Raw genomic sequence first — 20,686 nt, forward strand, 5'->3', positions numbered from 1 at the left:
CATGAATAAATTCTTTATTTCACATAAAAATCCCATTCTGGCGGTGCTGATCATCATCATCATTGGTGGTGTTTATTCCTTTACGCAGCTTAAAACTGGCCTTTTTCCAGAGATTACTTTTCCAAAGATCAAAATCATAGCCGATGCTGAACTTCAGCCGGTAGATAAAATGGTGGTTACTGTTACCCGCCCTTTAGAGAATGCGGTAAAACAGGTGCCTGATCTGCAATTGGTGAGAAGTACCACCAGCCGGGGTAGCTGCGAGCTTTCTGCCTACATGAACCCTGGAGCAGATATCGACCTAAGTCAGCAGCGGATCGAATCGCAGATTGCCAAAATCTCTGCCTCGCTACCTGCCGGAGTAAATATCTCGGTAGAAAAAATGAATCCCTCTATTCTTCCGGTTAGTGGATACAGTTTAGAAAGTCATAATTATTCTCCTGCCGAACTTAAAAAAATAGCCACTTATACTGTAAAACCTTTTTTATCACAGGTTGATGGCGTTTCGGAAATTCGCGTAATTGGCGGAAAAACAAAAGAATACTGGCTTGAACTGGATGTACAGAAGATGCAGTCGCTGGGGATCTCTCCCGATCAGATTTCGGCCGCCCTTTCACAAACCAATTTTATAAAATCAAATGGTTACTTGTCTGATAACAATTTTCTTTACCTCTCGGTAACGGATGCCACGGTAAAAACCAGGAATGACCTGGAAGAATTGGTGCTCACCAGAAAAGGAAACCGGACGGTACGGATAGTGGATGTGGCAAAAGTGAATATTCAGCAGAGTGTAGAATATACCCGCATTAATGCCAACGGAAAAGATGGGATACTGATTGCCGTGATTAAACAGCCAAATGCAAACCTGGTTGATCTTTCTGCTGAAATGGATGCAAAGGTTAAAGCGTTAAAACATATTCTTCCGGCAGGAGTGAGCATTAAACCCTATTATGTACAGGCCGATTTCGTTAACGAATCGGTTAAAAGTGTACGCGATAGTTTATTGATCGGACTTGCACTCGCCATCATTGTTGCCATTATCTTTTTACGATCGTTAAAAGCCAGTGCAACGATTCTGATTACGATTCCGGTAACACTCTGTTTAACCGTCATCGTGCTTTATTTCATTGGATATTCGCTGAACATCATGACACTGGGGGCCATTGCAGCGGCCATCGGACTGATTATAGACGATGCGATTGTAGTAGTTGAACAGATCCACCGTACACATGAAGAGCATCCCGACAAGCCAACGGCTCCTTTAATCAGCAAGGCCATCAGTTACCTTTTTCCGGCCATGTTGGGTTCGTCCATCAGTACCATTGTCATTTTTGTTCCATTTGTGCTGATGACAGGCGTGGCAGGATCTTATTTTCAGGTGATGACCAATACGATGATTATTACACTGGTCTGCTCGTTTTTTGTTACCTGGATCGGCCTGCCAGTGGTTTACCTGCTGCTTACCAAAGATTATCACAGTAATGCCTCTGGAAAACAAGTTATTGTTCATGAAGTGAAGTCGCAGACCTGGGTGCGTTTTTTCACTAAACGGCCATATATTTCTTATTTGTTTATCCTTGTGCTTATCGCCTCCATTGTGCTGGTCTTTCCGAGGCTGCAAACGGGCTTCCTTCCCGAAATGGACGAGGGCAGTATTGTATTAGATTACGCATCTCCTCCGGGAACCTCGCTTGAAGAAACCGACAGGATATTAAAAGAGGTGGAAAAAGAAATTGTTAAAATTCCGGATGTACAGGCCTATTCGAGGAGAACAGGTACGCAGATGGGATTTTTTATCACCGAACCCAACACCGGAGATTACCTGATTCAGCTGAAACCTAATCATAAAAAAAGTACCGAAGAGGTGATTTCTGAAATCAGGAGCCACATTGAACATACCCAGCCCGCATTGGTTGTCGATTTTGGCCAGGTAATCGGCGATATGCTGGGCGACCTGATGAGCTCAACACAGCCCATTGAGGTGAAAATTTTTGGAAATGACCAACAGAAATTGCAGGTATTGTCTAAACAGGTTGCCGGCCTAGTTTCCAAGGTAAGCGGAACAGCCGATGTATTTGATGGCATTATCCTGTCTGGTCCAACGGTAAATATTCATCCTCGTTTTGCCATGCTCGCTCAATATGGCATTACACCGCTTTCCTTTCAGTCGCAGGTTCAAACCGCCATGCAAGGCAACGTAATTGGCGATCTTTATGATAAACAACAGCTTTCGCCCATCAGGATGGTTTATCCCGGAAGCCGCAACTTTGGCGTATCAGATATTGCTGCCCTTAAAATATTTCTCCCTAACGGAATGGCGGTTCCGATTCAGAATCTGGCCAAAGTAGATCTCCAGGCGGGTAATGCTGAAGTAGAACGCGAAAACCTGCAGACCATTGGCGCCATTACCGCGAGGTTAGAAAACCGGGATCTTGGAAGTGTAATGAAAGATATCCGATCGGAGGTTAACCGAAAAGTTAATCTGCCATCAGGTTACCATATCGAATATGGTGGAGCTTACAAAGAACAACAACAGTCTTTTTCCGAACTGCTTACCATTTTAATTGCCTCAAGTTTACTGGTGTTCAGTGTAATTCTTTTCCTTTTCAGAGATTTTAAGGTCGCTTTTTTAATCCTGTTAATTTCGGTATTGGGTATTTCGGGAAGTTACCTGGCTTTGCTGTTAACTGGTACGCCTTTAAACGTGGGCAGTTATACCGGCCTGATCATGATTGTGGGAATTATTGGAGAGAACGCAGTATTTACCTTTTTGCAGTTTAAAGAATCCCTGCAGGAAAAAAGCATGGACGATGCGATTACTTTTGCGATTTCGACCAGGTTAAGGCCAAAACTGATGACGGCACTGGGCGCAATTATTGCCTTAATGCCTTTGGCCCTTGGCATAGGAGCGGGTGCACAGTTGCATCAACCATTGGCCATTGCGGTTATCGGTGGATTTATTGTGGCATTACCGTTGTTGCTGATTGCCTTGCCAAGTTTAATCAGGAGGTTTTATACCGAAAGAGATGAAAAGGATAAATCAGTTCATGTTTGATAACCTATCCTTAATTATATCATAACCAGCTCAACATAAAAACAAAATGAAAAAGAAATTTTTAAGTACAGCCTTGCTATTGGGCATTATTATATCCGCTTCTGCACAGCAAAAGCCAGGTATGCATCTGTTGGCCACGCATAAAATCAAGAGCGATGGCGGTTGGGATTACCTCACCATAGATCATGCGAACAATAACCTGTATGTATCTCATGGCAACCAGGTAAATATACTAAACAAAACAAATGGTGATTCGGTAGGGGTGATTCCCAATACACCTGGGGTTCATGGAATTGTGATAGCCACTCCGTTTGGCAAGGGCTACACCACCAATGGCAGAGCAGGCACCTGTACGGTATTCGACCTGAAAAATTTTAAGATAACAGCGACTGTAAAAGTAGGCCAAAATCCTGATGCTGCTTTTTATGATGATTTTTCTAAAAAAGTAATTGTTTTTAACGGCAAGAGTAGTGACGCCAGCATAATCGATCCAACAACTGATAAAGTACTGTCAATAATTCCGCTGGGAGGAAAACCCGAAGCAGGTGTTTCTGACGGAAAGGGCAGGATTTACGTCAATATTGAAGATACGGGTGAAATTGTATGTTTTGATATGAACGCTTATAAAGTGCTGTCAAGGTATAAACTGAAAGGTGGCGAAGAGCCCTCAGGCCTTGCGATTGACCTTAATACGTCAAGGCTTTTTACGGTATGTGCAAATAAGGTGATGATTATTCTTGATGCAAAAACAGGAAAGCAGGTTGCCGCTTTACCGATAGGGGATGGAGCAGATGGTGTAGTTTTCGATCCTGTAATTAAAACGGCTTATAGCTCAAATGGCGATGGGACGATCACAGTGGTTAAAGAAGTTTCGGCCGATAAGTTCGTGATTCAGGAAACCCTCAGATCAGAACCTGGTGCCAGAACAATCGCGCTTGATCTGCATACCCATCATATTTTTCTTCCAACAGCAACATTTGAAAAAAGTATAGTTGCTGCCCAACGCCCAAAAAGAGTATTGGGTACATTTAGAATCCTTGAATTTGGAAGATAGACTAAAATTTTAGCAGGAAGCACCTGAGATTTAAACCATAACTTGTTTTTTACCTAAAATTGGCCTTGTAATTATAGAAGAAATGTAGATTTAAGTTGATATTTCTCAACAAATGTAGTTCTGTCTTTTTAATCCTTTTCATTCAGGCTTAGTCATACAACTTTGATACTAATGAAAACCCAGACAAGAATTTTAATAGCTCAGGATAAAAAAGAAGATGAGGACAACGGAGATGGATTTCCGGGTAAGATGGTACTTTTTATCATCCTGTTGAGTATAATACTGATTGCTTTAATTTTATTCAGGCGTTAATATTCAACCTCATTATTTTCTTGTATTCATCCTGAAGGAATAATCGCGCATAAGAATATAATTTAAATTATATTCTTATGCTTCGATTTGTAAGTTCGAAAGATTGCACAAAGGATGGAGACTGGCAACTATTTCTTGCCAATCTTTTTATCAAATTCGAGCTGAAGGCTGTTTAATACCTTGTCGTATCCTGCACGATCTATAAAAGCGGTAGGATTATATTTATCGCCAGGTTTATGTTTCTCGTGCAGACAAAACTGGCTTGCATGAGACGACAACCAGATATCAAATGATAATTTTTTGAGCGAACTTAAAGTATAGGCGTAATCTTTTTCAATTTGCGGATAAGCTGGTATTTCAGAAAACTTTTTTTCGGTAACAATACTGGGCATATTCGCAATCAGCACCGAATAGTCTCTTGTTTCATCTTTAGTTTTAAGCATAAAACTGCATGATCCTTTAGTATGGCCGGGGTGGTGGAGCATTACAATACTGGTATTTCCGAGCTGGATCTGATCTCCATCCTTTAATAAAAGGTCTGGTATAATAGGAGCGTAGGTTGTTTTTCCGTTACCCAGTGCGTAATCCGTACGGCCGCCATCCTTCATCACACTGGCATCTTTTTCATCAACCATCATTTTTGCACCAGTAAGTTTCTTGATCTCCGCCATAGCACCCAAATGGTCGTAATGTGCCTGTGTGGTCAGCAGGATTTTGATGTCTTTAAAGTTAAAGCCCAAAAGTTCCACGTTTTTTTTGATCTGCGCAGCCGAGGAACGCAGTCCGGTATTGATCAGTATATTTCCTTTCGGAGTGGTAATAAGGTAGCAGGCCAGATCGTAAGTGCCAACATAATAAACATTCCCAACAATGCGGAATGGGGCATAAGCAGCCGACCACTCTTTTGGCGTATCGGTAGGTTCTTGTACATTTTGTGAAAATACAAAGAGCGGAAAAAGCAAGAGGCAAAAAATAAATTTAATTTTCATAGCACAGGGATAGTGATGTAGATTGATCCTCCAAAACTAATTAAAATTATGTTTTTCCGTAAAGTATGGCTAAAGATATTTTAAGGAAACCTGCGTATTTTACCTTTTAGCAACAGGGTGAAAATACGCTTTAAATCATTAGCTTCTTTCTGTTTCTTTTGCTGATATTTGATATAACGAGAAATTATGGTGTGGGCAGGCACTATTTTAATATCAACCAAACAATAACATTTTAAAAAACAAAGTAATAGCTGTAATACTGGCCTGATTACTCAATGCAAACTGATCCTGTTATTTTAAACCTATTTTCAGACCCTATAACTGCCAAATTATTTATGATTCAATCAAACATTAAGTCTCCCGGTGTTTACATCAATGAGCAAAATGCTTTTCCCAATTCGGTGGTGCCCGTGGCTACTGCTGTGCCGGCATTTATAGGTTATACCCCCCAGGCCGAATATAATGGTAAATCTTATATTAATCTGGCGCAAAAAATCACCTCTTTTGCTGATTTTCAGGCTATATATTGCTATTCCAATCAGGCTCCGCCAGCAAGTCACGCGGTACAGTACAGTCCGGAATATTATTTGGTTGAGCAAAAAAGCAAACCGGAAAATAATGAATACATGGTCATAAATGATTTGTACTATGCTATTTTGCCCGATCCCAAGACCATTTATTACCTGTACAACAGTATCAAGCTGTTTTATCAGAATGGTGGCAGCAATGCTTACATCGTATCAGTAGGTACTTACGGACCACCATCTGCACAGCCAATGGGTATAGGCAAACAGATTGTTAACCCGAATGTATCACTGGCTGCTTTAACAGGAGGGCTTCAGCTTTTACTCAATGAGCAAGAGCCTACCATGTATATTTGTCCCGAAGCTACATTATTATCGGTAGCAGATAATGGAACGCTCATGCAGGATATGCTTGCACAATGCGAAGCTATGCAAACCGCAATTTGTATATTTGATATCATTGGCGGCCGTAACCCCGATCCTTTAAATTATACAGCTGATATTGAAGCTTTCAGAAACAATACAGGCCAGCAGGGCCTGAACTATGGCACGGCTTATTATCCGTTTATCGGTACTTCCATCATGGGGATTAACGATATCAATTATACCAATCTTTTTGGTGGCGATGTGAAGCAGTTAGCACCTTTACTCAATCCGCCATCAAATCCTAACCCAATTGCTGCTACCATTCTTCATAACATCGAAAGTCCTCCGGGAGCACCACTAACGGCAAGTCAATATCACAATGCCCTGATCAATGCCAGCGAGCTATATACAGCCATCATTAAAAACGTATTGGCACTGGCCAACATTCTGCCAGCAAGCGCAGGTATGGCAGGGGTAATGACTACCATTGATAATCTGGAAGGCGTATGGGAGGCTCCGGCAAATACTTCTATCGTTGGTGCAGTATCATTACCCATCAACCTATCAGAAAGTCAGCAGGGTAGCCTTAATGTCGATTCTGTTTCAGGTAAATCGATCAACGCCATCCGCTTTTTTAATGGCCTTGGTATTTTGGTTTGGGGTGCCAGAACACTCGATGGCAATAGCCAGGATTGGCGGTACATTTCGGTAAGAAGGACCATGATCATGATTGAACAATCGTGTAAACTGGCAGCACAAGCCTATGTTTTCCAACCCAACACAAAAAATACCTGGGAGGCAGTGAAGGCGATGATCGGTAGTTTTCTAACCAGCCTCTGGAAAGAAGGTGGTTTAATGGGCGCTACCGCTGCAGATGCTTTTTCAGTAGACTGCGGTTTGGGCACAACCATGACCGCTGACGATATTTTAAACGGATTTATGAAGATAGCCGTTAGAGTAGCCCTTGTACATCCTGCAGAGTTCATTGTAATAACTTTCCAACAGGAAATGACAGTTTCTGGTTAACAGATTTATCAATAATAAAAACAATATTATGGCTGATGATGGAAGCGCACAAGGCGCAACGTGGCCCATGCCCAAATTTAGATTTGAAGTGGACCTTGGAACAGAATTAAAAGGCGTCGCATTTCAGGAAGTATCCGGATTGGATGTCGAAAACCAGGTAATCAAGTACCGCAAAAGCAACAGTCCGCTTTTTTCTACAGAGAAAATGCCCGGTTTGGTAAAATATGGTAACGTAACCATGAAACGCGGGATTTTTGTGAATGATAATACCTTCTGGGATTGGCATGCAGAGATTAAAATGAACCTGATTAAAAGAAGAACAGTGCTGATTAAACTTCTTGATGAGGCGGGCAACATTACCATGCAATGGCAATTGGATAACGCCTGGCCAACCAAAATCAGCAGTACCGATTTAAAATCAGAAGGAAATGAAGTAGCCATCGATACATTGGAAATTGCTCATGAACAATTGACCATTACAAATGGCAGATAACAGCTACCCGTTAGAACAGCGAAAATAACACTTCTAACCTTTTTGATTAATCATTATGCCTGTAGAAATAAGAGAACTCGATATTAAAACAAAAATAGACCAAAATATAATGGCCTCATCAACAGATATCCCAAGCGGTGGTTTAGCCACTTATACCATTAAAGTTGCAGGTAGTAACATACTTGATGAAATAAGAGTGCTTTCAGTGCGGGTAGAAAAACGGGTAAACCATGTTTCAACGGCAAAAATTGTAATTGTTGATGGTGAAGCAAATTCCGGAACATTCCAGGCCAGCTCTTCATCCACATTCGTACCTGGCAACCTGATCAGTATTGAGGCAGGTTACGATGGAACCAACACCGTAATCTTTAAAGGCATTATTACGGGCCAGTCAATCCGTATTGATAGTAGAGTAGGTTCAACCCTTGAAGTAGAATGCTGGGATGAGGCCGTAAGAATGACGGTAGGCAGAAAGAGTTTGACCTTTGCCGGGAAAAAAGACAGTGAAGTAATTGCTGCTATTATTGGTAGTTATCCTTCGCTTACAGCCGATGTAAGCGGAACTGCAACAGTTTGGCCAGAACAGGTACAATATTATGTAAGTGATTGGGATTTTATACTTTCGTTGGCAGAAAAGAACGGGCTTTTGGTAACCACCCTTAACGGAACTGTTGCAGTAAAAGAACCGGGTGCCAATTCTAGCCCGGTATTGAGCATAAGTTATGGCAATAATTTGCTGGAATTTAGGGCAAATATGAACGCGCTTAGTCAACTGGAAAGTGTGAGAGCCAGTACCTGGGATTATAAACAACAAGCCATAGCCAGCGCAGATGCACTACATACTTATGCCGGACCAGGCAATATCTCTTCAAAAACATTAGCAGAAGTTGTGGGGCTGCCGGAATACAATTTGCAGACCACAGCACCAATGGAAACTGCTGAACTGAGCAACTGGGCCAAGGCACAGATGTTAAAGAGTGAGTATGCAAAAATAACCGGCGAGGCAAAGTTTCAGGGGAACAGTTTGGCTGATCCTGGTAAGTTTATCAATTTAAATGGTATTGGGGATAGGTTTAACGGCGATTACTTCATTTCTGGTCTTGTTCATAACCTTTCTGAAGGGAACTGGCTAACTGAAGTTTCATTAGGGCTTTCTCCTCAGTGGTTTATTGAACAGCCTGATATAGTAGCGCCTACAGCCTCGGGCATGTTGCCAGGCGTACGTGGTTTATTTAACGGTACTGTTAAAAAAATGTATGATGATCCTGATTCGCAATACCGGATTTTGGTCGATGTGCCTCTATTTGATCAAAGTGGACAGGGTATATGGGCAAGATTGGCCAATTTTTACTCCAGCAGTGGCGCAGGTGCCTTTTTTCTTCCCGAAGTAGGAGATGAAGTGGTGCTTGGCTTTTTAAATGAAGATCCGCGCAGTCCGGTGATATTGGGGAGCATGTATAGCAGTCCAAAGCTAAGACCTTACGAAGGCTTTAACCCGAACGAAAAAAACGCCATAAAGGCAATTGTTTCCAAATCAAAAATCAACATCGAATTCGACGATGAAAATAAGGTGCTCACTTTGGCCACGCCTGATAAGAATACCATAATTTTTAGCGATAAGGATAAAAAAATCACCATTCAGGACGAACACAACAACAGCATTGTAATGTCTGCGGATGGGATTACGATCAAAAGTGCTACCGATGTCAATATCCAGGCAAATCAGAAAGTAAACATTACAGGTAATCAGGGAATAGACATAAAGGCGCCTACAGGAGATGTTGACTTAAGTGGTATGAACATCAGCCATGTAGCCGACAATGAGTTTTCGGCAAAAGGATCAATGACCGCAGAAATAAAAAGTGGGGCGCAACTGAGCCTGAAGAGCGCCATGATTATGATTAATTAATTATTAAACAGAAGAAAATATGCCACCAGCAGCAAGATTAACTGATTTTCACGAATGTCCAATGCAAACACCCGGAGTTCCACCTATACCTCATGTTGGCGGACCAATTGCTGGGCCTGGCGAGCCTACCGTACTGATAGCTGGCTTGCCGGCTGCTAGAGTGGGCGACATGCTCGTTTGTGTTGGTCCTCCCGATAGCATTGTAAAAGGTTCGGCAACCGTTAAAATCGGTGGAATGCCGGCCGCCCGATTGGGTGATGCAACCGCGCACGGAGGCACAATTACGCTCGGCGCATTTAATGTCATGATTGGAGGTTAGGTCATTAACAATCAAAATAGAAATTATTGACTCCGTAATAAATACCAATGTGACCTTTAGACCCATTATGACAGCAGAAAAAAATGACATTTTAAAAGCGGAAATTAGCGTAAGAAATGCCGGTCTGGTTTTAATTAACGCTTATATTTCCATTCTTTTTGAGCGCCTTGGACTTACTCACAACCATAAGTTCAGTAGCGCTGAAAGCCAGCTTGAAGCAGTGCACTATCTGCAATATATTGTAACCGGACAAGAACAAACCGAAGAGTCATTTTTACCACTCAATAAATTATTATGCGGAATACCGCTGGCTGAGACGGTAATGGAGGGTATTAATATTTCAGCACAAAATCGCCAATTGATAGAAGGATTAATAAAGGCTGCGATCGGTTATTGGCCAGCCATTGGCAGTTCTTCTATAGATGGTTTTAGAGGGAATTGGCTGGTAAGGGATGGCCTGCTTACTGAGAAACATGATAGGTGGGAATTAACCGTAGAAAAACACCCTTATGATCTTTTGATCCACAGATCTCCTTTTTCATTTTCAATTATCAAACACCCATGGATGGATAAGCTCCTCCATGTAAACTGGCCATATTAGTATTGAAAGCATAAAAACGGTAAATGCTAGCGAAATATCTTAGTACTTATGTTTTTGAAGATGTGTAGTACCTTAAATTAATTTAACGAATTAAGATAAAAATTATGAACGCTTACAACGAAAATCTTCGATCAGCTACCGTAAACACTTTACAGGGTTTAGATCTTGAAGAAAAGCGACTTAAATCGCAGGTAAATGCGGCCATGTTTAACCTTTACTACGCCGAGGGAGCTACCATTACGGCAGAACAGAATCTTGTAGCAGCAACGAACATTTATAAAACAAAAGTTATAACGCAGCGTGAGGCAGAAAAGGATAGTAATGTTTTGGTAAACCTTGTAGGCGCTGCCACACAGGCCAACCAATACGTTAACGAATCAACAAGCAGTGTAGCTGTTTCTGCAACCAACGTAAAGGTGGCAACCAATGCAATTGTTCGTTTAGCTGGTGATGTGGATAGCATTTATAACATTTTACATGCCGAAGATTTTGTTAGCAATATTTACACATTGGCAAAAGAAGCGAGAGAACTGCTGAATGAAACCGCTTGCGATGCTGAAGTAAGCGCACAACTGGCCATGGAAGCTTCTATCTTAACAGCCGAAGTATCCGCGTCAGCCGTGCTCGATATGGCCAAAACGACCAGTGATTTAATGAATTCCATTTTAGAAATTACAACAGCAGATTTTAATGCGGCTAACCAGGCACTGATAACGCATAATAATGCAATGGTCGCGGTACAATCGACAGAAAAACTGAATGAAGGCGCGCTGCAAATGGTCAGTACCTCCTACAGTGCAACTAAATCGGCTTATGCACTTGCCGATGCTAAACTCAATCTTAACCTGAATGTAAAAACCAGCGAAACTGATCCATTGAGTTTCTCGGTGAATTTTGACCTGATTCAAAGTCCATTTCCCGGTGAAAAACCAAACGATCATCCCATGTACCCTGTAGAAAAATACTACATCATGGTGGTTAAAGAACAGAACAAACAAACCTTTTCGATCACTAATGCAGAAAATATCCTGTTATCGGGCAAAAGTAACTTCATTGCTGTAATGCCGCCTAAAGCTTCAACAGCACAGCAAGAGATAAAAGTGTACAATTATGCTGCGGATAAAAATGCAGCTTTGGTAACCGATTCAGATCAGGAGCCAATTGAACCTGGTAAAAATTATGTGGTGTTTGTAATGGGTGTTTTTACCGACGATTACAAAAGAAAAATCAATTTTTACGATGATTATTTATCGGCGCCATCGCAGGTATTTATCCTAATAGCCAAACTGCAACAAGTGGCTGGAAAATCAATTAAGCTTACACATTATAAAGAAAAAGACCTTTCTGATGAAGAACGCAGTTTAGCAGAAAATATTAAAAAAGAATACTTAAAAAGTATTAATGGTTTAATTGATGATCCTTTTTTATTTGAATTCGAGCATGTTATGAGTTTTGAAAGTAATGAGCCTGCAGCTGTTGAAGTTGAATACCGTTGTCTGTTTTTGCCTGTCAGTGCGAATGCTTCAGATCGTTTGCCTAATATCGAACCGCCTCATTTTCTCATCGAAAATGAAATTGGCAGTTTAGAAGCAATACCGTCATTGTCCAGGTTAGATAAGGCCAAACCTGGTTTTTTGTTTAATGTGCCTATAGCCGAACAGGTTTCTACAGGCAATTATACTGTTGCCCATAAGAAAAAAGATGCTGCGGCTAATGGGGCAACACAATGGATTGCTTTTATTAATCCGGATAGCACAGATAACTTTGGAAATAAGCTTATTAAAGGGGAACAGTATCTTCCGGTAGTGCTTTCTTATTCAACAGTTGCAAAAGAAAATGATATGTGTTTTTTGAATGCCCTGTCAGAAATGTCCGAAACAGATTATTTTCATTATTAACGGATCGCTAAATCATATCACATTATGAAAACTCAAAAATCAACAAAAGATATATCCGTACCTGTTGCCCACCGCGTTAAAAAATATGGTGTTACTGAACATAAAAAGAATGAACTTGATGCATTAGCCATCCAGGTAATGGATGCGCAGGGTGAAGTAGAGAAATATCAGTCTGTTGTTAGCGCGTTAACCACGAAATCAAATAATTTACAGAGTTTTTTAGCTATTGCAAGCAGTAATAAAACGCAGGCTTATAACAACAAAATACTGATTGATCAACTGGTGCAGCGTGGTGCCGAGCTGGAAAGCAACTCCAATATTGCTTTTAACGAAATGCTTAAAGCCAGTTCACAAACTAAAAAACTTGCCGCAGAGATAAACATGGTGATGGGGAAACTGATTTACTGTGCTGAAATGGTTAATAAACTCGCCAACCTGATTGTAAGGCAAAAAGCGCTGAACCCATTAATTTCCGATGACCTGGTTAATATGATCAATATAGCTGGTACGGATGCCAGTAATGCTGTGGCTTTAACGCTGGTGGCCCTGCAAAGTACTTTTGCCGCACAAGCTTCAGAAATGGAAGCAGAAAAGGCAATTGGCTTGGAGTACATGCAAGCTATCGCCTTAAAAAAACTGCTTACCGGATCGGGTGATGATAGCCATTCAGCTTCCCTTCAGCAACTTTTTTACCAGGCCTCCGCAACTGCAAAAGTGAATTATACTTTGGCAGATAAAGCTAATTCCGCTACGCTTACACAATTGAATATGGCAAATGCAAACCTCAATACCGCACAGCTTAAACTTAAATCGCTTCAATCGGGTTTGGCGGCAGCCAATGCAGCGGCTTTAGCTTCTTAATTAAATGATCATCCGCTATTTTTTTGAACAGTGGATTAAATAAATATATTGTCAATCTGATATGGGAAATGTATACAGAAATTTTTACCGGAACTTTTACATGCGCACAAATGGCTTTATACCTGTGTCGCCATTAGGAAAAACGGTTTATCCAGGTGATTTTTTCCAGATCCGGAACGGTCAGATGATCGCACTCGGAAATATTTTCCGCAATGGGTTGATAGAACCGCAAGAGGTAGCGCTAGCGAATCACAATAAACTAAATCCAGAGGGTTGGAGCTTTAGTGATGGCGTATCTAAACCTTATGCAGGCAGGGGAAATGGAAATGACCCGCTGAAAGGAGAATTTGAGTTTAGTAAACAGATCCTTGCCTTTGCCGAAAGAGGGAATTTTATTTTCAAGGCCAGCGACCCTGAATCAATCAGGATACTCAATTGGAGCGACATTCAGCAGACATTGATCATCAGGCTTACTCAAACCCATTATTCTTTCAGGGAAGTTTATGTGGTTACCGAAAGTGCTGCTGCAGCCGATTGGACCTTGGCCGTTTCGGGCGGAAATATGGCAGAACTGGAAATTGTAACAGATCAGGAAAATTTTGGGCTGGTTGATATTTTCGGTCATCATTCCTCAAAAACCATCCAATCAAAAGACATTGAATTTTATCATCGGGAAGAAAAACGGAAATCCTCTTTTTATAAAGCGAAAAAGCTGGTGGTGCGGGAAGAAAAAACCGAAACTTTAGCAGCTAACTTCATTGCGCAATGGGAGGGGCATAATGAATGGGCACAGGGTTTTTACGAACAGGATTTTCATTTCGATTATCAATATGTCAATAACATGGGAACCCATTCGCAGGATAACTTACTCGATCTTCTTCCTCCAAACGAACTTAATCCCAGCACAGCACTGCTTTATTTTAAATGGGCAGATACCAGTTTGGATGATGTAGAAAAATTATTGATTAATTATGGAGAATAATACCGCATTAACAGCCTTAAGGCAGGAACTGGATTGGTTAGAAGCCGCAATCAGGCAATGTATGGTCACCTATTTTGTGCAGGAAGGGCATGAAAAAGACTGGACTGAAATTTCAATACCAGATCTTTCCCTCAGCGGCAGTCCTTATGCGGATTTTATTAAAAAATGGAACCTGGATGTTTATGCAAGGTTGGCCATTGCACTTGCTATGGCACCACACCTCCGTCCTGAAATACTGGATGTTTTTTTAAGCAAAAACCAAGTGTACGATCGTGGTTTTACTGAGTTTGGGGGTGTGTCCGGTAAAGATCATAACGGCTTTTTACCAACAGGCGAAACCTTATGTTTTCTGCTTACCGTAAACCGTCCCGAAATGCGTTACCAGGTAATGTACCTGCTCGGAAAGGAGCATGTTCTCTATAAAGAAGATGTGCTTAATCTTGCCGAAACAGAAAGTCATCTGCCCTTATTAAGCGGTCAATTGAGTTTAAACAAAAGTTGGTTTAATTATTTCCTCACCGGGAAAAAACTGATAGCCGAAAACAGTGCTTCTTTCCCTGCCCAAAAAATCAGTACGGCGATGGATTGGGATGATGTAGTGCTCGATCATTTGGTGCTAACGCAGATTAATGAAATTACTACCTGGTTAGCGCATGGCCATACCCTGATGGAAGATTGGGGATTGGCCAGGAAACTGAAACCGGGCTACAGGGCATTATTTTATGGACCTCCAGGAACAGGAAAAACCTTAATCACTACTTTGATCGGTAAATCAAGTGGCCATGAAGTCTATAGAATCGATCTTTCTATGGTTGTTTCCAAATATATCGGCGAAACGGAAAAGAACCTGTCTGAAATTTTTGATATGGCCCAGCATCAAAACTGGATTTTGTTTTTTGATGAAGCCGATGCATTGTTCGGAAAACGTAGCAATGTCGATTCTGCCAATGATCGGTATGCCAATCAGCACACTGCTTATCTTTTACAGCGGATCGAAGATTTTCCAGGGCTGGTTATCCTGACAAGCAACCTCAAAGCCAATATAGATGAGGCTTTTTTAAGAAAGTTTCAATCCATTATTCATTTTACTATGCCTGCTGTACAAGAACGCTATCAGCTTTGGCAACAAGCCTTTTCAGGGGTTTGTAAACTGGATGAAAATATTAATCTTAAAGCCATTGCAGAGGAATACGAACTCACTGGTGGATCAATCATTAACGTATTGCGTTATTGCGCTTTATTGGTGATTAGCCGAAACGATACCATAGTAACCGAACAAGAATTAATTGCAGGCATAAAACGGGAACTTCAGAAAGAAAATAAACCTAAGTAAATTACAAAGTAAAGCTATTTCCAGTAAGGCCTTACTTCTTTTTAATTTCCTTAAAAAATTTAACCACTACTTCATCAGCTTCTTTTGGGTACACATGTCCGCCGGGATGAACATATAAAACAACAGGGTTCCCACTTTTAGAAGGATAGTGGGTGGCATATTCCCCATAAGGTTTTCCATCAGTATCGCAACTATTTACTTTTAAGATCATATTACACATCATTTTTTGCCATTCAGGTTTTACCAGCGGATCCTGTTCACCCATAATATGCATGGCAGGTTTTGGTTTAAGCTTTCCTGCGGCTTTTCTGCTTACAGCAGATGAAGGTGCAAAAGCCGCAAATACATCAGCATGTGTAGCCCAGAGCAGGTAAGTAAATCCACCTCCGTTAGAATGTCCGGTGGCATAAACGCGTTGATCATCTACTTTATAATTAGTTTGGAGGGTTTTCAGCATCTGATCAAAGAAATTCAGGTCCCGGTCGTTCATGTCTCCGGCTTCCTTTTGCCACCCGGGCAATTTTCCCTGCGGATCAGTAAGCTGTCCGGGCGTATTTAATCCCTGTGGGTACACGATGATGGCTTCAGGCCAGAGTTTTTCAAACTGGTGGCTTCGGTAGGCATTTTCCATTGTTCCGCCATGACCATGAAAAACAAAAATAAGCGGACTCATTTTTGTTTTTGCAGTAGAGGGAATATAAACCAGGGCTTCGCGCTTTGTATCGCCAACGGTCAACAGCATCTTTTTAACTTCTGATGTTGGCTGTTCACCCCTCACCAATAAAACCGGTATATAGATAAATATAAAGACCAGGATTATGAAATTAAGTACCTTATAGTTTGTTTTGTTGATCATACCCATATTGACCAGAATTGCCTCGCATGGTTTAATCATTATTGATCTTGAATTGGATTTTATGGCGTAAACTGAATCTGTTGTACCAGGTAAGCTTTACCAAATTTCTGCGGATCGTGCGTTACTGTTGCTTTAATTGCTTTCCATTTTGGAAGTTGTCCTTTTTGCCAGTTGGCCCGCACTTCTAAAACATTTTGATAAATTTCTTCGAGCTGACTCTGAACAGTGCTGTTTGCATAAGTTAACTGAAGCTTATCAGGAACAAAATAATAATCATTTCCGGTTTTGCTCAGCCTGATCACCGGGCCACCTGGGATATAAGAGGTGATGAGTTGAATATCAAAAGATTCAGTTCCTTTATATTGTTCTTTACTCACAATTTTAGTGAAAATAAAAGAGTAGGAGGAAGCGTCTTGTGGCGGATTATCATCATTATGGAACCTTGCTTTAACACGGTAGGTGTAACCTATTTCTCTTTGGTCAAAGCCAACAAGCGATGCACCCGCAAGTTCTTTTTCCGGTAATTTTATTAATAGATCTTGATCCGAGCCGTAACGGTGGTCAACAAGAAGTTCTACTTCCTGTCCGTCTTTAAGTTTCAGCGGACCATATACTTCTTCTTTTTTACAAGAAAAGAGGCTGATAGCAAAAAAAAGTACGATGATTTTTTTCATGTTTAAGCGTTTGTATTTGTTGGTAAAACGAAAGTAGACCAACTAATGCTACAGTTAAAAATGTTTATTGTAAAATAGATCGGTTTTGATTGGTAAACAGCTCAATATATGTGGGTTAAGAAAAAATAAATTGCGCTATATTAATCCTGTAAAATAGGAAAGGTTACCATCGTGGATGATAACCTTTTTTTGATCTGTCAACTAACCAAAGCAGCAGATCATGTTCTAAATAAGTAGGTGTACAGTATAAACCAGCTAAAAGCTACTTTGTTTTTAAATTTTTATTTTTTTTAGTCATCGATAAAAATGGCCTTATTTACGGGTTGATGGTTTTATTTCTTTGCTTCTTATCCTGCTTAAAGTTTCGCTGCGCATGCCAAGGTAACTCGCCAAATGTCGCAATGGTATCCTGTCAACTGCTACAGATTTAGTACTGGCAAATTTTTGGTAACGACTTGCAGCATTCGTAATTCTGGCTAAAATAGACCGCTCCGAAGCAGCATAGTATTGAATGGCCAGCATTTTCCTTCCGATTACATTGGCTTCAGGATAAAGCGAATACACGGAATCAATCAGGGCGAAGGGAATCGAGATCAGTTCGGAGTCTTCAAGCGCCTGCAGGTACTCAACAGAATGGTTGGAGGTTTGGTCAGGATGGTGGATAGCACCTATGGTTTCATTCTCAAAACTGAACCTCGTGGTAATATCTTTACCGTTATCTTTAATAAATCCCCTTACCAGGCCACTGGTTATAAAATAAAGTGATGCATTGTGGTCAATAGGTGAGAGGATAAATTTGTTCTTTTTTACCTGTAATCGTCTGCAATGCAGCACATGGTCAGCAATAAATCCTTTTGATAGTGGATGATACTGCTCAAAGTATTTGATGAGTGGTAATATGTTATGATATGCGGAAAATTGTGGCATTCGTATCGGAAATATAAGTTTGTTTGATGTCGCATATACGAAGTATTCCTAAAAGGGGTTTTCTGTTTTGTAAAAAAAGTTAAACATTCTTATTTTTTTCAAATTTTGGCTTGTCGACAAAAAAAAAGCCCCATGCTTTTGCACAGGGCTATCAAAATATTTATTTTTTTTTATTTAAAATGCGGAGAATTAAATTGCGCCGTCTTCTTTAACCATTTTGTTAATGGCTTTTTGTACTTTAATTACGTCTGTTTCAACTGTTTTCCTAACCGCTGCATCAAATGAAGCCGCAAACTCTGCACTCACAAAAATCTCCTCTTTTTCATTCAATACATTAAGAACAAAAGCGTTGCTTCCAAACTTAAATCCGCTTTTTATTCTGATCACGTCTTTTTCGAAGATTTTCAAAAATTCATAACTGTTGCTGATCTGATCAAAACAATCTCTAACCGCCTGAAAAACCAGGTGCGTTTCTATATCCAAACCATTTATAATTACCATAACCGAGGTAAGATCATTAAGCTCCGGAAGAAGATCTTCACTGTAAATAATATCTTTTGGATCCAGGATCACAACCGTTTCCTTATCCGCACTTTCACCTGCCTGTTGTGTTAATTGTATAGTGGCGTTACCGTCTTTTAGGGTAACGGTGCTTGCAGATGTTTTTTCAATTTTAATATCGCTAATGGTATCTTTTATGATGCCTACAACAAGTTCGAGCGCTTTTGATTGGGTACTGTTCATTATGGTATTTTTTTGCAAAGGTAACGCTTGCCTGCGGTGCCGGGTAATTATCGTTTAAATAAATACAATGTTTGCCGCTAAGTGTTTTATTTTTAACGGGTTAATTTTTTTTATTACTAACTGTTTTAATTATTTGTTAAATGACGAAGGTAAAGCTGTGGATTATCCAAAAAGGATTTCGTGAGGGTAAAGTGCTCCGTATCCTCGTAACCGATTTCTGAGATACCATATTCATCAAACTGATAAATGCTGGCTCCGGGATAGCAGATGAGCATAGGGGAGTGCGTGGCGATAATAAATTGGGCCCGGCCGCTTTGTTCCAGCTGATTAATTACTGATATAAAAGCTAAAATTCTTGCAGGCGATAAGGCTGCTTCAGGCTCATCCAGGATGTAAATACCCGATTCAAACTGGTTATTAAAGAGCGATAGAAAAGATTCTCCATGCGATTGCTCGTGTAGCGAACGACCACCGTATGCATCTAAAATGCGGTTATCTTCTAATGCCAGTTCATCAATATAGCTTGCAAAATTGAAAAAGTTTTCGGCCCTCATAAAGAAACCATCATTTATCCTCCTTGGTGTCCATGATAATTGTATGAGCTGGGTTAATGGCGATTCGTAACCCTCGAAACGATGACCAACATTGAGATTATGGTTGCGGTTACCACCTTTGAGGCTGAAACCACATCTTTCGGCTATCCCTTCCAGTAAGGTAGATTTACCTGAACCATTTTCGCCTACAAAAAACGTTACGTTGCTTTTTAAGTTCAGTTGCAATCCTTCGCGCAGGCTGGGAATCTGAGAGGTATAACCTCCGTCAGCTATCCGGTGTAACAATATCTGTGATAAAAAAGGCATTTATGATGTGTAATTTTCTTTAACGAATATAATCAATCGGAAAATGATGAGCGCACTCTGGTCCTGAAATTTCCGTTACTGATGTGTAAAATAGTGTCACCCTGATTATTGATTTCAATAGATTTAAATTCAATTCTTCCAAATAAACTGTCGCCGATTTTATAATTTGCCTTATTTAGCACCAGTTTCTGGTTGATTACTTTTTGTTTTGGCTTAACTTCTCCTTCAATAATTACATCTGTAAATTCGTATGCTTCGGCATTAAAGCGTTTGTTTTTATACTTGATATTTAATCCGCTTCCGGTAAAACCATCGCTAATACCAATATCAATAAATAAAGTATCTGATCCAGAATAATATGCCCTGCAATTATTCAATTTAGACGCTGGTGAATCCTGTTTTTCGTTTAAGTTACGACTTAAGTAACTCACATCACTGGTCCGTTTGGATCCGTTATGTTTTTCGAAAAATGAATATATTTCTTCTTCTTTATTCATTTCATTATAGATCAGGTTTTTAGGTAATCCCGGGTCGAGGTGTGCGTTATCCCATTGTTTCGTGTTATCTGTAGAGTTGCAGCCCAAAGCCAAAAAAGCAATAAACATGGAAATTAAGGTTGGAGAAACTTTTTTCATGGAGCGGTATCAGGTTTCATGATACGATGGTTTTATAGGTTAGATTCCATAAAAGTTCTCCTCATTTGCACTGGTTTTCAAACCATCGCAAAGAAAAACTACGATTTTATAGGTTGTATAGCATGAATTATTTAATCTGTTGAAAAGCAAATTTTTGAAAACTTACTGATAATTCTCTTTATCTCTAATAATCCTATCGATAAAATTAACTTCATAGCGCTGGTTTTCAAACCAGCGCGTACCCCAAATCAAACTCATAGAAAATTAA

Annotated in this window: 19 protein-coding genes; 12 read left to right on the forward strand and 7 right to left on the reverse strand. The window is 40.4% G+C overall.

Annotation, left to right across the window (positions count from 1 at the left end; all coding sequences use genetic code 11):
* Nucleotide 1: 1 nt before the first annotated feature.
* The 3 genes from H9L23_RS08060 (at nucleotide 2) to H9L23_RS08070 (ending at nucleotide 4,421) form a co-directional block, all read left to right on the forward strand.
* Nucleotides 2–3,055, forward strand: a complete 3,054-nt coding sequence (locus tag H9L23_RS08060; RefSeq protein ID WP_187594473.1) for an efflux RND transporter permease subunit — start codon at nucleotides 2–4, stop codon at nucleotides 3,053–3,055.
* Between the two features lie 46 nt (nucleotides 3,056–3,101).
* The gene (locus H9L23_RS08065) at nucleotides 3,102–4,109 is read left to right on the forward strand and encodes a YncE family protein (RefSeq protein WP_187594474.1); all 1,008 of its coding nucleotides are present in this window, start codon (nucleotides 3,102–3,104) and stop codon (nucleotides 4,107–4,109) included.
* 171 nt (nucleotides 4,110–4,280) lie between these two features.
* Nucleotides 4,281–4,421 (forward strand): hypothetical protein, encoded by a 141-nt coding sequence (locus H9L23_RS08070; protein WP_187594475.1) that lies wholly within the window; start codon nucleotides 4,281–4,283, stop codon nucleotides 4,419–4,421.
* A 128-nt stretch (nucleotides 4,422–4,549) separates the two neighbouring features.
* Here the strand turns inward: H9L23_RS08070 and blaB3PEDO are convergent, their stop codons facing one another.
* Nucleotides 4,550–5,410 carry a PEDO-1 family subclass B3 metallo-beta-lactamase gene (gene blaB3PEDO, locus H9L23_RS08075; protein ID WP_187594476.1) on the reverse strand — a complete coding sequence of 287 codons (861 nt, stop codon included), beginning with the start codon at nucleotides 5,408–5,410 and terminating at the stop codon, nucleotides 4,550–4,552.
* Between the two features lie 335 nt (nucleotides 5,411–5,745).
* Here blaB3PEDO and H9L23_RS08080 point away from each other — a divergent pair, with 335 nt between their 5' ends.
* The 9 genes from H9L23_RS08080 to H9L23_RS08120 all read left to right on the forward strand — a co-directional run bounded on the left by H9L23_RS08080 (nucleotide 5,746) and on the right by H9L23_RS08120 (nucleotide 15,722).
* Nucleotides 5,746–7,326 (forward strand): phage tail sheath family protein, encoded by a 1,581-nt coding sequence (locus H9L23_RS08080; protein ID WP_223191055.1) that lies wholly within the window; start codon nucleotides 5,746–5,748, stop codon nucleotides 7,324–7,326.
* A gap of 28 nt (nucleotides 7,327–7,354) precedes the next feature.
* Entirely contained in the window at nucleotides 7,355–7,819 is a 465-nt protein-coding gene (locus H9L23_RS08085; protein ID WP_187594477.1) for a phage tail protein, read from the forward strand.
* A gap of 55 nt (nucleotides 7,820–7,874) precedes the next feature.
* Nucleotides 7,875–9,728, forward strand: a complete 1,854-nt coding sequence (gene vgrG / locus H9L23_RS08090; protein WP_223191056.1) for a type VI secretion system tip protein VgrG — start codon at nucleotides 7,875–7,877, stop codon at nucleotides 9,726–9,728.
* Between the two features lie 19 nt (nucleotides 9,729–9,747).
* Nucleotides 9,748–10,047 (forward strand): PAAR domain-containing protein, encoded by a 300-nt coding sequence (locus H9L23_RS08095; RefSeq protein WP_187594478.1) that lies wholly within the window; start codon nucleotides 9,748–9,750, stop codon nucleotides 10,045–10,047.
* 67 nt (nucleotides 10,048–10,114) lie between these two features.
* The gene (locus tag H9L23_RS08100; protein ID WP_187594479.1) at nucleotides 10,115–10,648 is read left to right on the forward strand and encodes a contractile injection system tape measure protein; all 534 of its coding nucleotides are present in this window, start codon (nucleotides 10,115–10,117) and stop codon (nucleotides 10,646–10,648) included.
* Nucleotides 10,649–10,752: 104 nt separating this feature from the next.
* Nucleotides 10,753–12,546: a hypothetical protein gene (locus H9L23_RS08105; protein ID WP_187594480.1), complete on the forward strand. Its 1,794-nt coding sequence runs from the start codon at nucleotides 10,753–10,755 to the stop codon at nucleotides 12,544–12,546.
* Nucleotides 12,547–12,570: 24 nt separating this feature from the next.
* Nucleotides 12,571–13,407, forward strand: coding sequence for a hypothetical protein (locus H9L23_RS08110; RefSeq protein ID WP_187594481.1), 837 nt, complete (start codon nucleotides 12,571–12,573; stop codon nucleotides 13,405–13,407).
* A gap of 61 nt (nucleotides 13,408–13,468) precedes the next feature.
* Nucleotides 13,469–14,389 carry a hypothetical protein gene (locus tag H9L23_RS08115; protein ID WP_187594482.1) on the forward strand — a complete coding sequence of 307 codons (921 nt, stop codon included), beginning with the start codon at nucleotides 13,469–13,471 and terminating at the stop codon, nucleotides 14,387–14,389.
* On the forward strand, nucleotides 14,379–15,722 hold the full coding sequence (locus tag H9L23_RS08120) for an ATP-binding protein (protein WP_187594483.1): 1,344 nt from the start codon (nucleotides 14,379–14,381) through the stop codon (nucleotides 15,720–15,722). The genes H9L23_RS08115 and H9L23_RS08120 overlap by 11 nt, the downstream gene beginning before the upstream one ends.
* A 31-nt stretch (nucleotides 15,723–15,753) precedes the next feature.
* Here H9L23_RS08120 and H9L23_RS08125 read toward each other — a convergent pair whose 3' ends face one another.
* The 6 genes from H9L23_RS08125 to H9L23_RS08150 form a co-directional block, all read right to left on the reverse strand.
* Nucleotides 15,754–16,617: an alpha/beta hydrolase family esterase gene (locus tag H9L23_RS08125; RefSeq protein ID WP_187594484.1), complete on the reverse strand. Its 864-nt coding sequence runs from the start codon at nucleotides 16,615–16,617 to the stop codon at nucleotides 15,754–15,756.
* 20 nt (nucleotides 16,618–16,637) lie between these two features.
* Nucleotides 16,638–17,252, reverse strand: a complete 615-nt coding sequence (locus tag H9L23_RS08130) for a hypothetical protein (protein WP_187594485.1) — start codon at nucleotides 17,250–17,252, stop codon at nucleotides 16,638–16,640.
* 312 nt (nucleotides 17,253–17,564) lie between these two features.
* Nucleotides 17,565–18,179 (reverse strand): Crp/Fnr family transcriptional regulator, encoded by a 615-nt coding sequence (locus H9L23_RS08135; RefSeq protein ID WP_187594486.1) that lies wholly within the window; start codon nucleotides 18,177–18,179, stop codon nucleotides 17,565–17,567.
* 189 nt (nucleotides 18,180–18,368) lie between these two features.
* Nucleotides 18,369–18,923: a hypothetical protein gene (locus H9L23_RS08140; protein ID WP_187594487.1), complete on the reverse strand. Its 555-nt coding sequence runs from the start codon at nucleotides 18,921–18,923 to the stop codon at nucleotides 18,369–18,371.
* Nucleotides 18,924–19,048: 125 nt separating this feature from the next.
* On the reverse strand, nucleotides 19,049–19,783 hold the full coding sequence (locus tag H9L23_RS08145; protein WP_187594488.1) for an AAA family ATPase: 735 nt from the start codon (nucleotides 19,781–19,783) through the stop codon (nucleotides 19,049–19,051).
* A gap of 32 nt (nucleotides 19,784–19,815) precedes the next feature.
* Complete coding sequence (locus H9L23_RS08150; RefSeq protein ID WP_187594489.1) at nucleotides 19,816–20,418, reverse strand: hypothetical protein; 603 nt, start codon at nucleotides 20,416–20,418, stop codon at nucleotides 19,816–19,818.
* Nucleotides 20,419–20,686: the final 268 nt, after the last annotated feature.

The sequence above is a fragment of the Pedobacter roseus genome, from assembly GCF_014395225.1.
Lineage (GTDB): Bacteria > Bacteroidota > Bacteroidia > Sphingobacteriales > Sphingobacteriaceae > Pedobacter > Pedobacter roseus.

Coding starts and splice junctions, on each gene's coding strand:
- H9L23_RS08130 (WP_187594485.1), bottom strand. CDS start 17,252: ATGAAAAAAATCATCGTACTTTTTTTTGCTATCAGCCTCTTTTCTTGT.
- H9L23_RS08150 (WP_187594489.1), bottom strand. CDS start 20,418: ATGAAAAAAGTTTCTCCAACCTTAATTTCCATGTTTATTGCTTTTTTG.
- H9L23_RS08125 (WP_187594484.1), bottom strand. CDS start 16,617: ATGATTAAACCATGCGAGGCAATTCTGGTCAATATGGGTATGATCAAC.
- H9L23_RS08070 (WP_187594475.1), top strand. CDS start 4,281: ATGAAAACCCAGACAAGAATTTTAATAGCTCAGGATAAAAAAGAAGAT.
- blaB3PEDO (WP_187594476.1), bottom strand. CDS start 5,410: ATGAAAATTAAATTTATTTTTTGCCTCTTGCTTTTTCCGCTCTTTGTA.
- H9L23_RS08060 (WP_187594473.1), top strand. CDS start 2: ATGAATAAATTCTTTATTTCACATAAAAATCCCATTCTGGCGGTGCTG.
- vgrG (WP_223191056.1), top strand. CDS start 7,875: ATGCCTGTAGAAATAAGAGAACTCGATATTAAAACAAAAATAGACCAA.
- H9L23_RS08115 (WP_187594482.1), top strand. CDS start 13,469: ATGGGAAATGTATACAGAAATTTTTACCGGAACTTTTACATGCGCACA.
- H9L23_RS08095 (WP_187594478.1), top strand. CDS start 9,748: ATGCCACCAGCAGCAAGATTAACTGATTTTCACGAATGTCCAATGCAA.
- H9L23_RS08085 (WP_187594477.1), top strand. CDS start 7,355: ATGGCTGATGATGGAAGCGCACAAGGCGCAACGTGGCCCATGCCCAAA.
- H9L23_RS08080 (WP_223191055.1), top strand. CDS start 5,746: ATGATTCAATCAAACATTAAGTCTCCCGGTGTTTACATCAATGAGCAA.
- H9L23_RS08145 (WP_187594488.1), bottom strand. CDS start 19,783: ATGCCTTTTTTATCACAGATATTGTTACACCGGATAGCTGACGGAGGT.
- H9L23_RS08135 (WP_187594486.1), bottom strand. CDS start 18,179: ATGCCACAATTTTCCGCATATCATAACATATTACCACTCATCAAATAC.
- H9L23_RS08110 (WP_187594481.1), top strand. CDS start 12,571: ATGAAAACTCAAAAATCAACAAAAGATATATCCGTACCTGTTGCCCAC.
- H9L23_RS08105 (WP_187594480.1), top strand. CDS start 10,753: ATGAACGCTTACAACGAAAATCTTCGATCAGCTACCGTAAACACTTTA.
- H9L23_RS08120 (WP_187594483.1), top strand. CDS start 14,379: ATGGAGAATAATACCGCATTAACAGCCTTAAGGCAGGAACTGGATTGG.
- H9L23_RS08065 (WP_187594474.1), top strand. CDS start 3,102: ATGAAAAAGAAATTTTTAAGTACAGCCTTGCTATTGGGCATTATTATA.
- H9L23_RS08140 (WP_187594487.1), bottom strand. CDS start 18,923: ATGAACAGTACCCAATCAAAAGCGCTCGAACTTGTTGTAGGCATCATA.
- H9L23_RS08100 (WP_187594479.1), top strand. CDS start 10,115: ATGACAGCAGAAAAAAATGACATTTTAAAAGCGGAAATTAGCGTAAGA.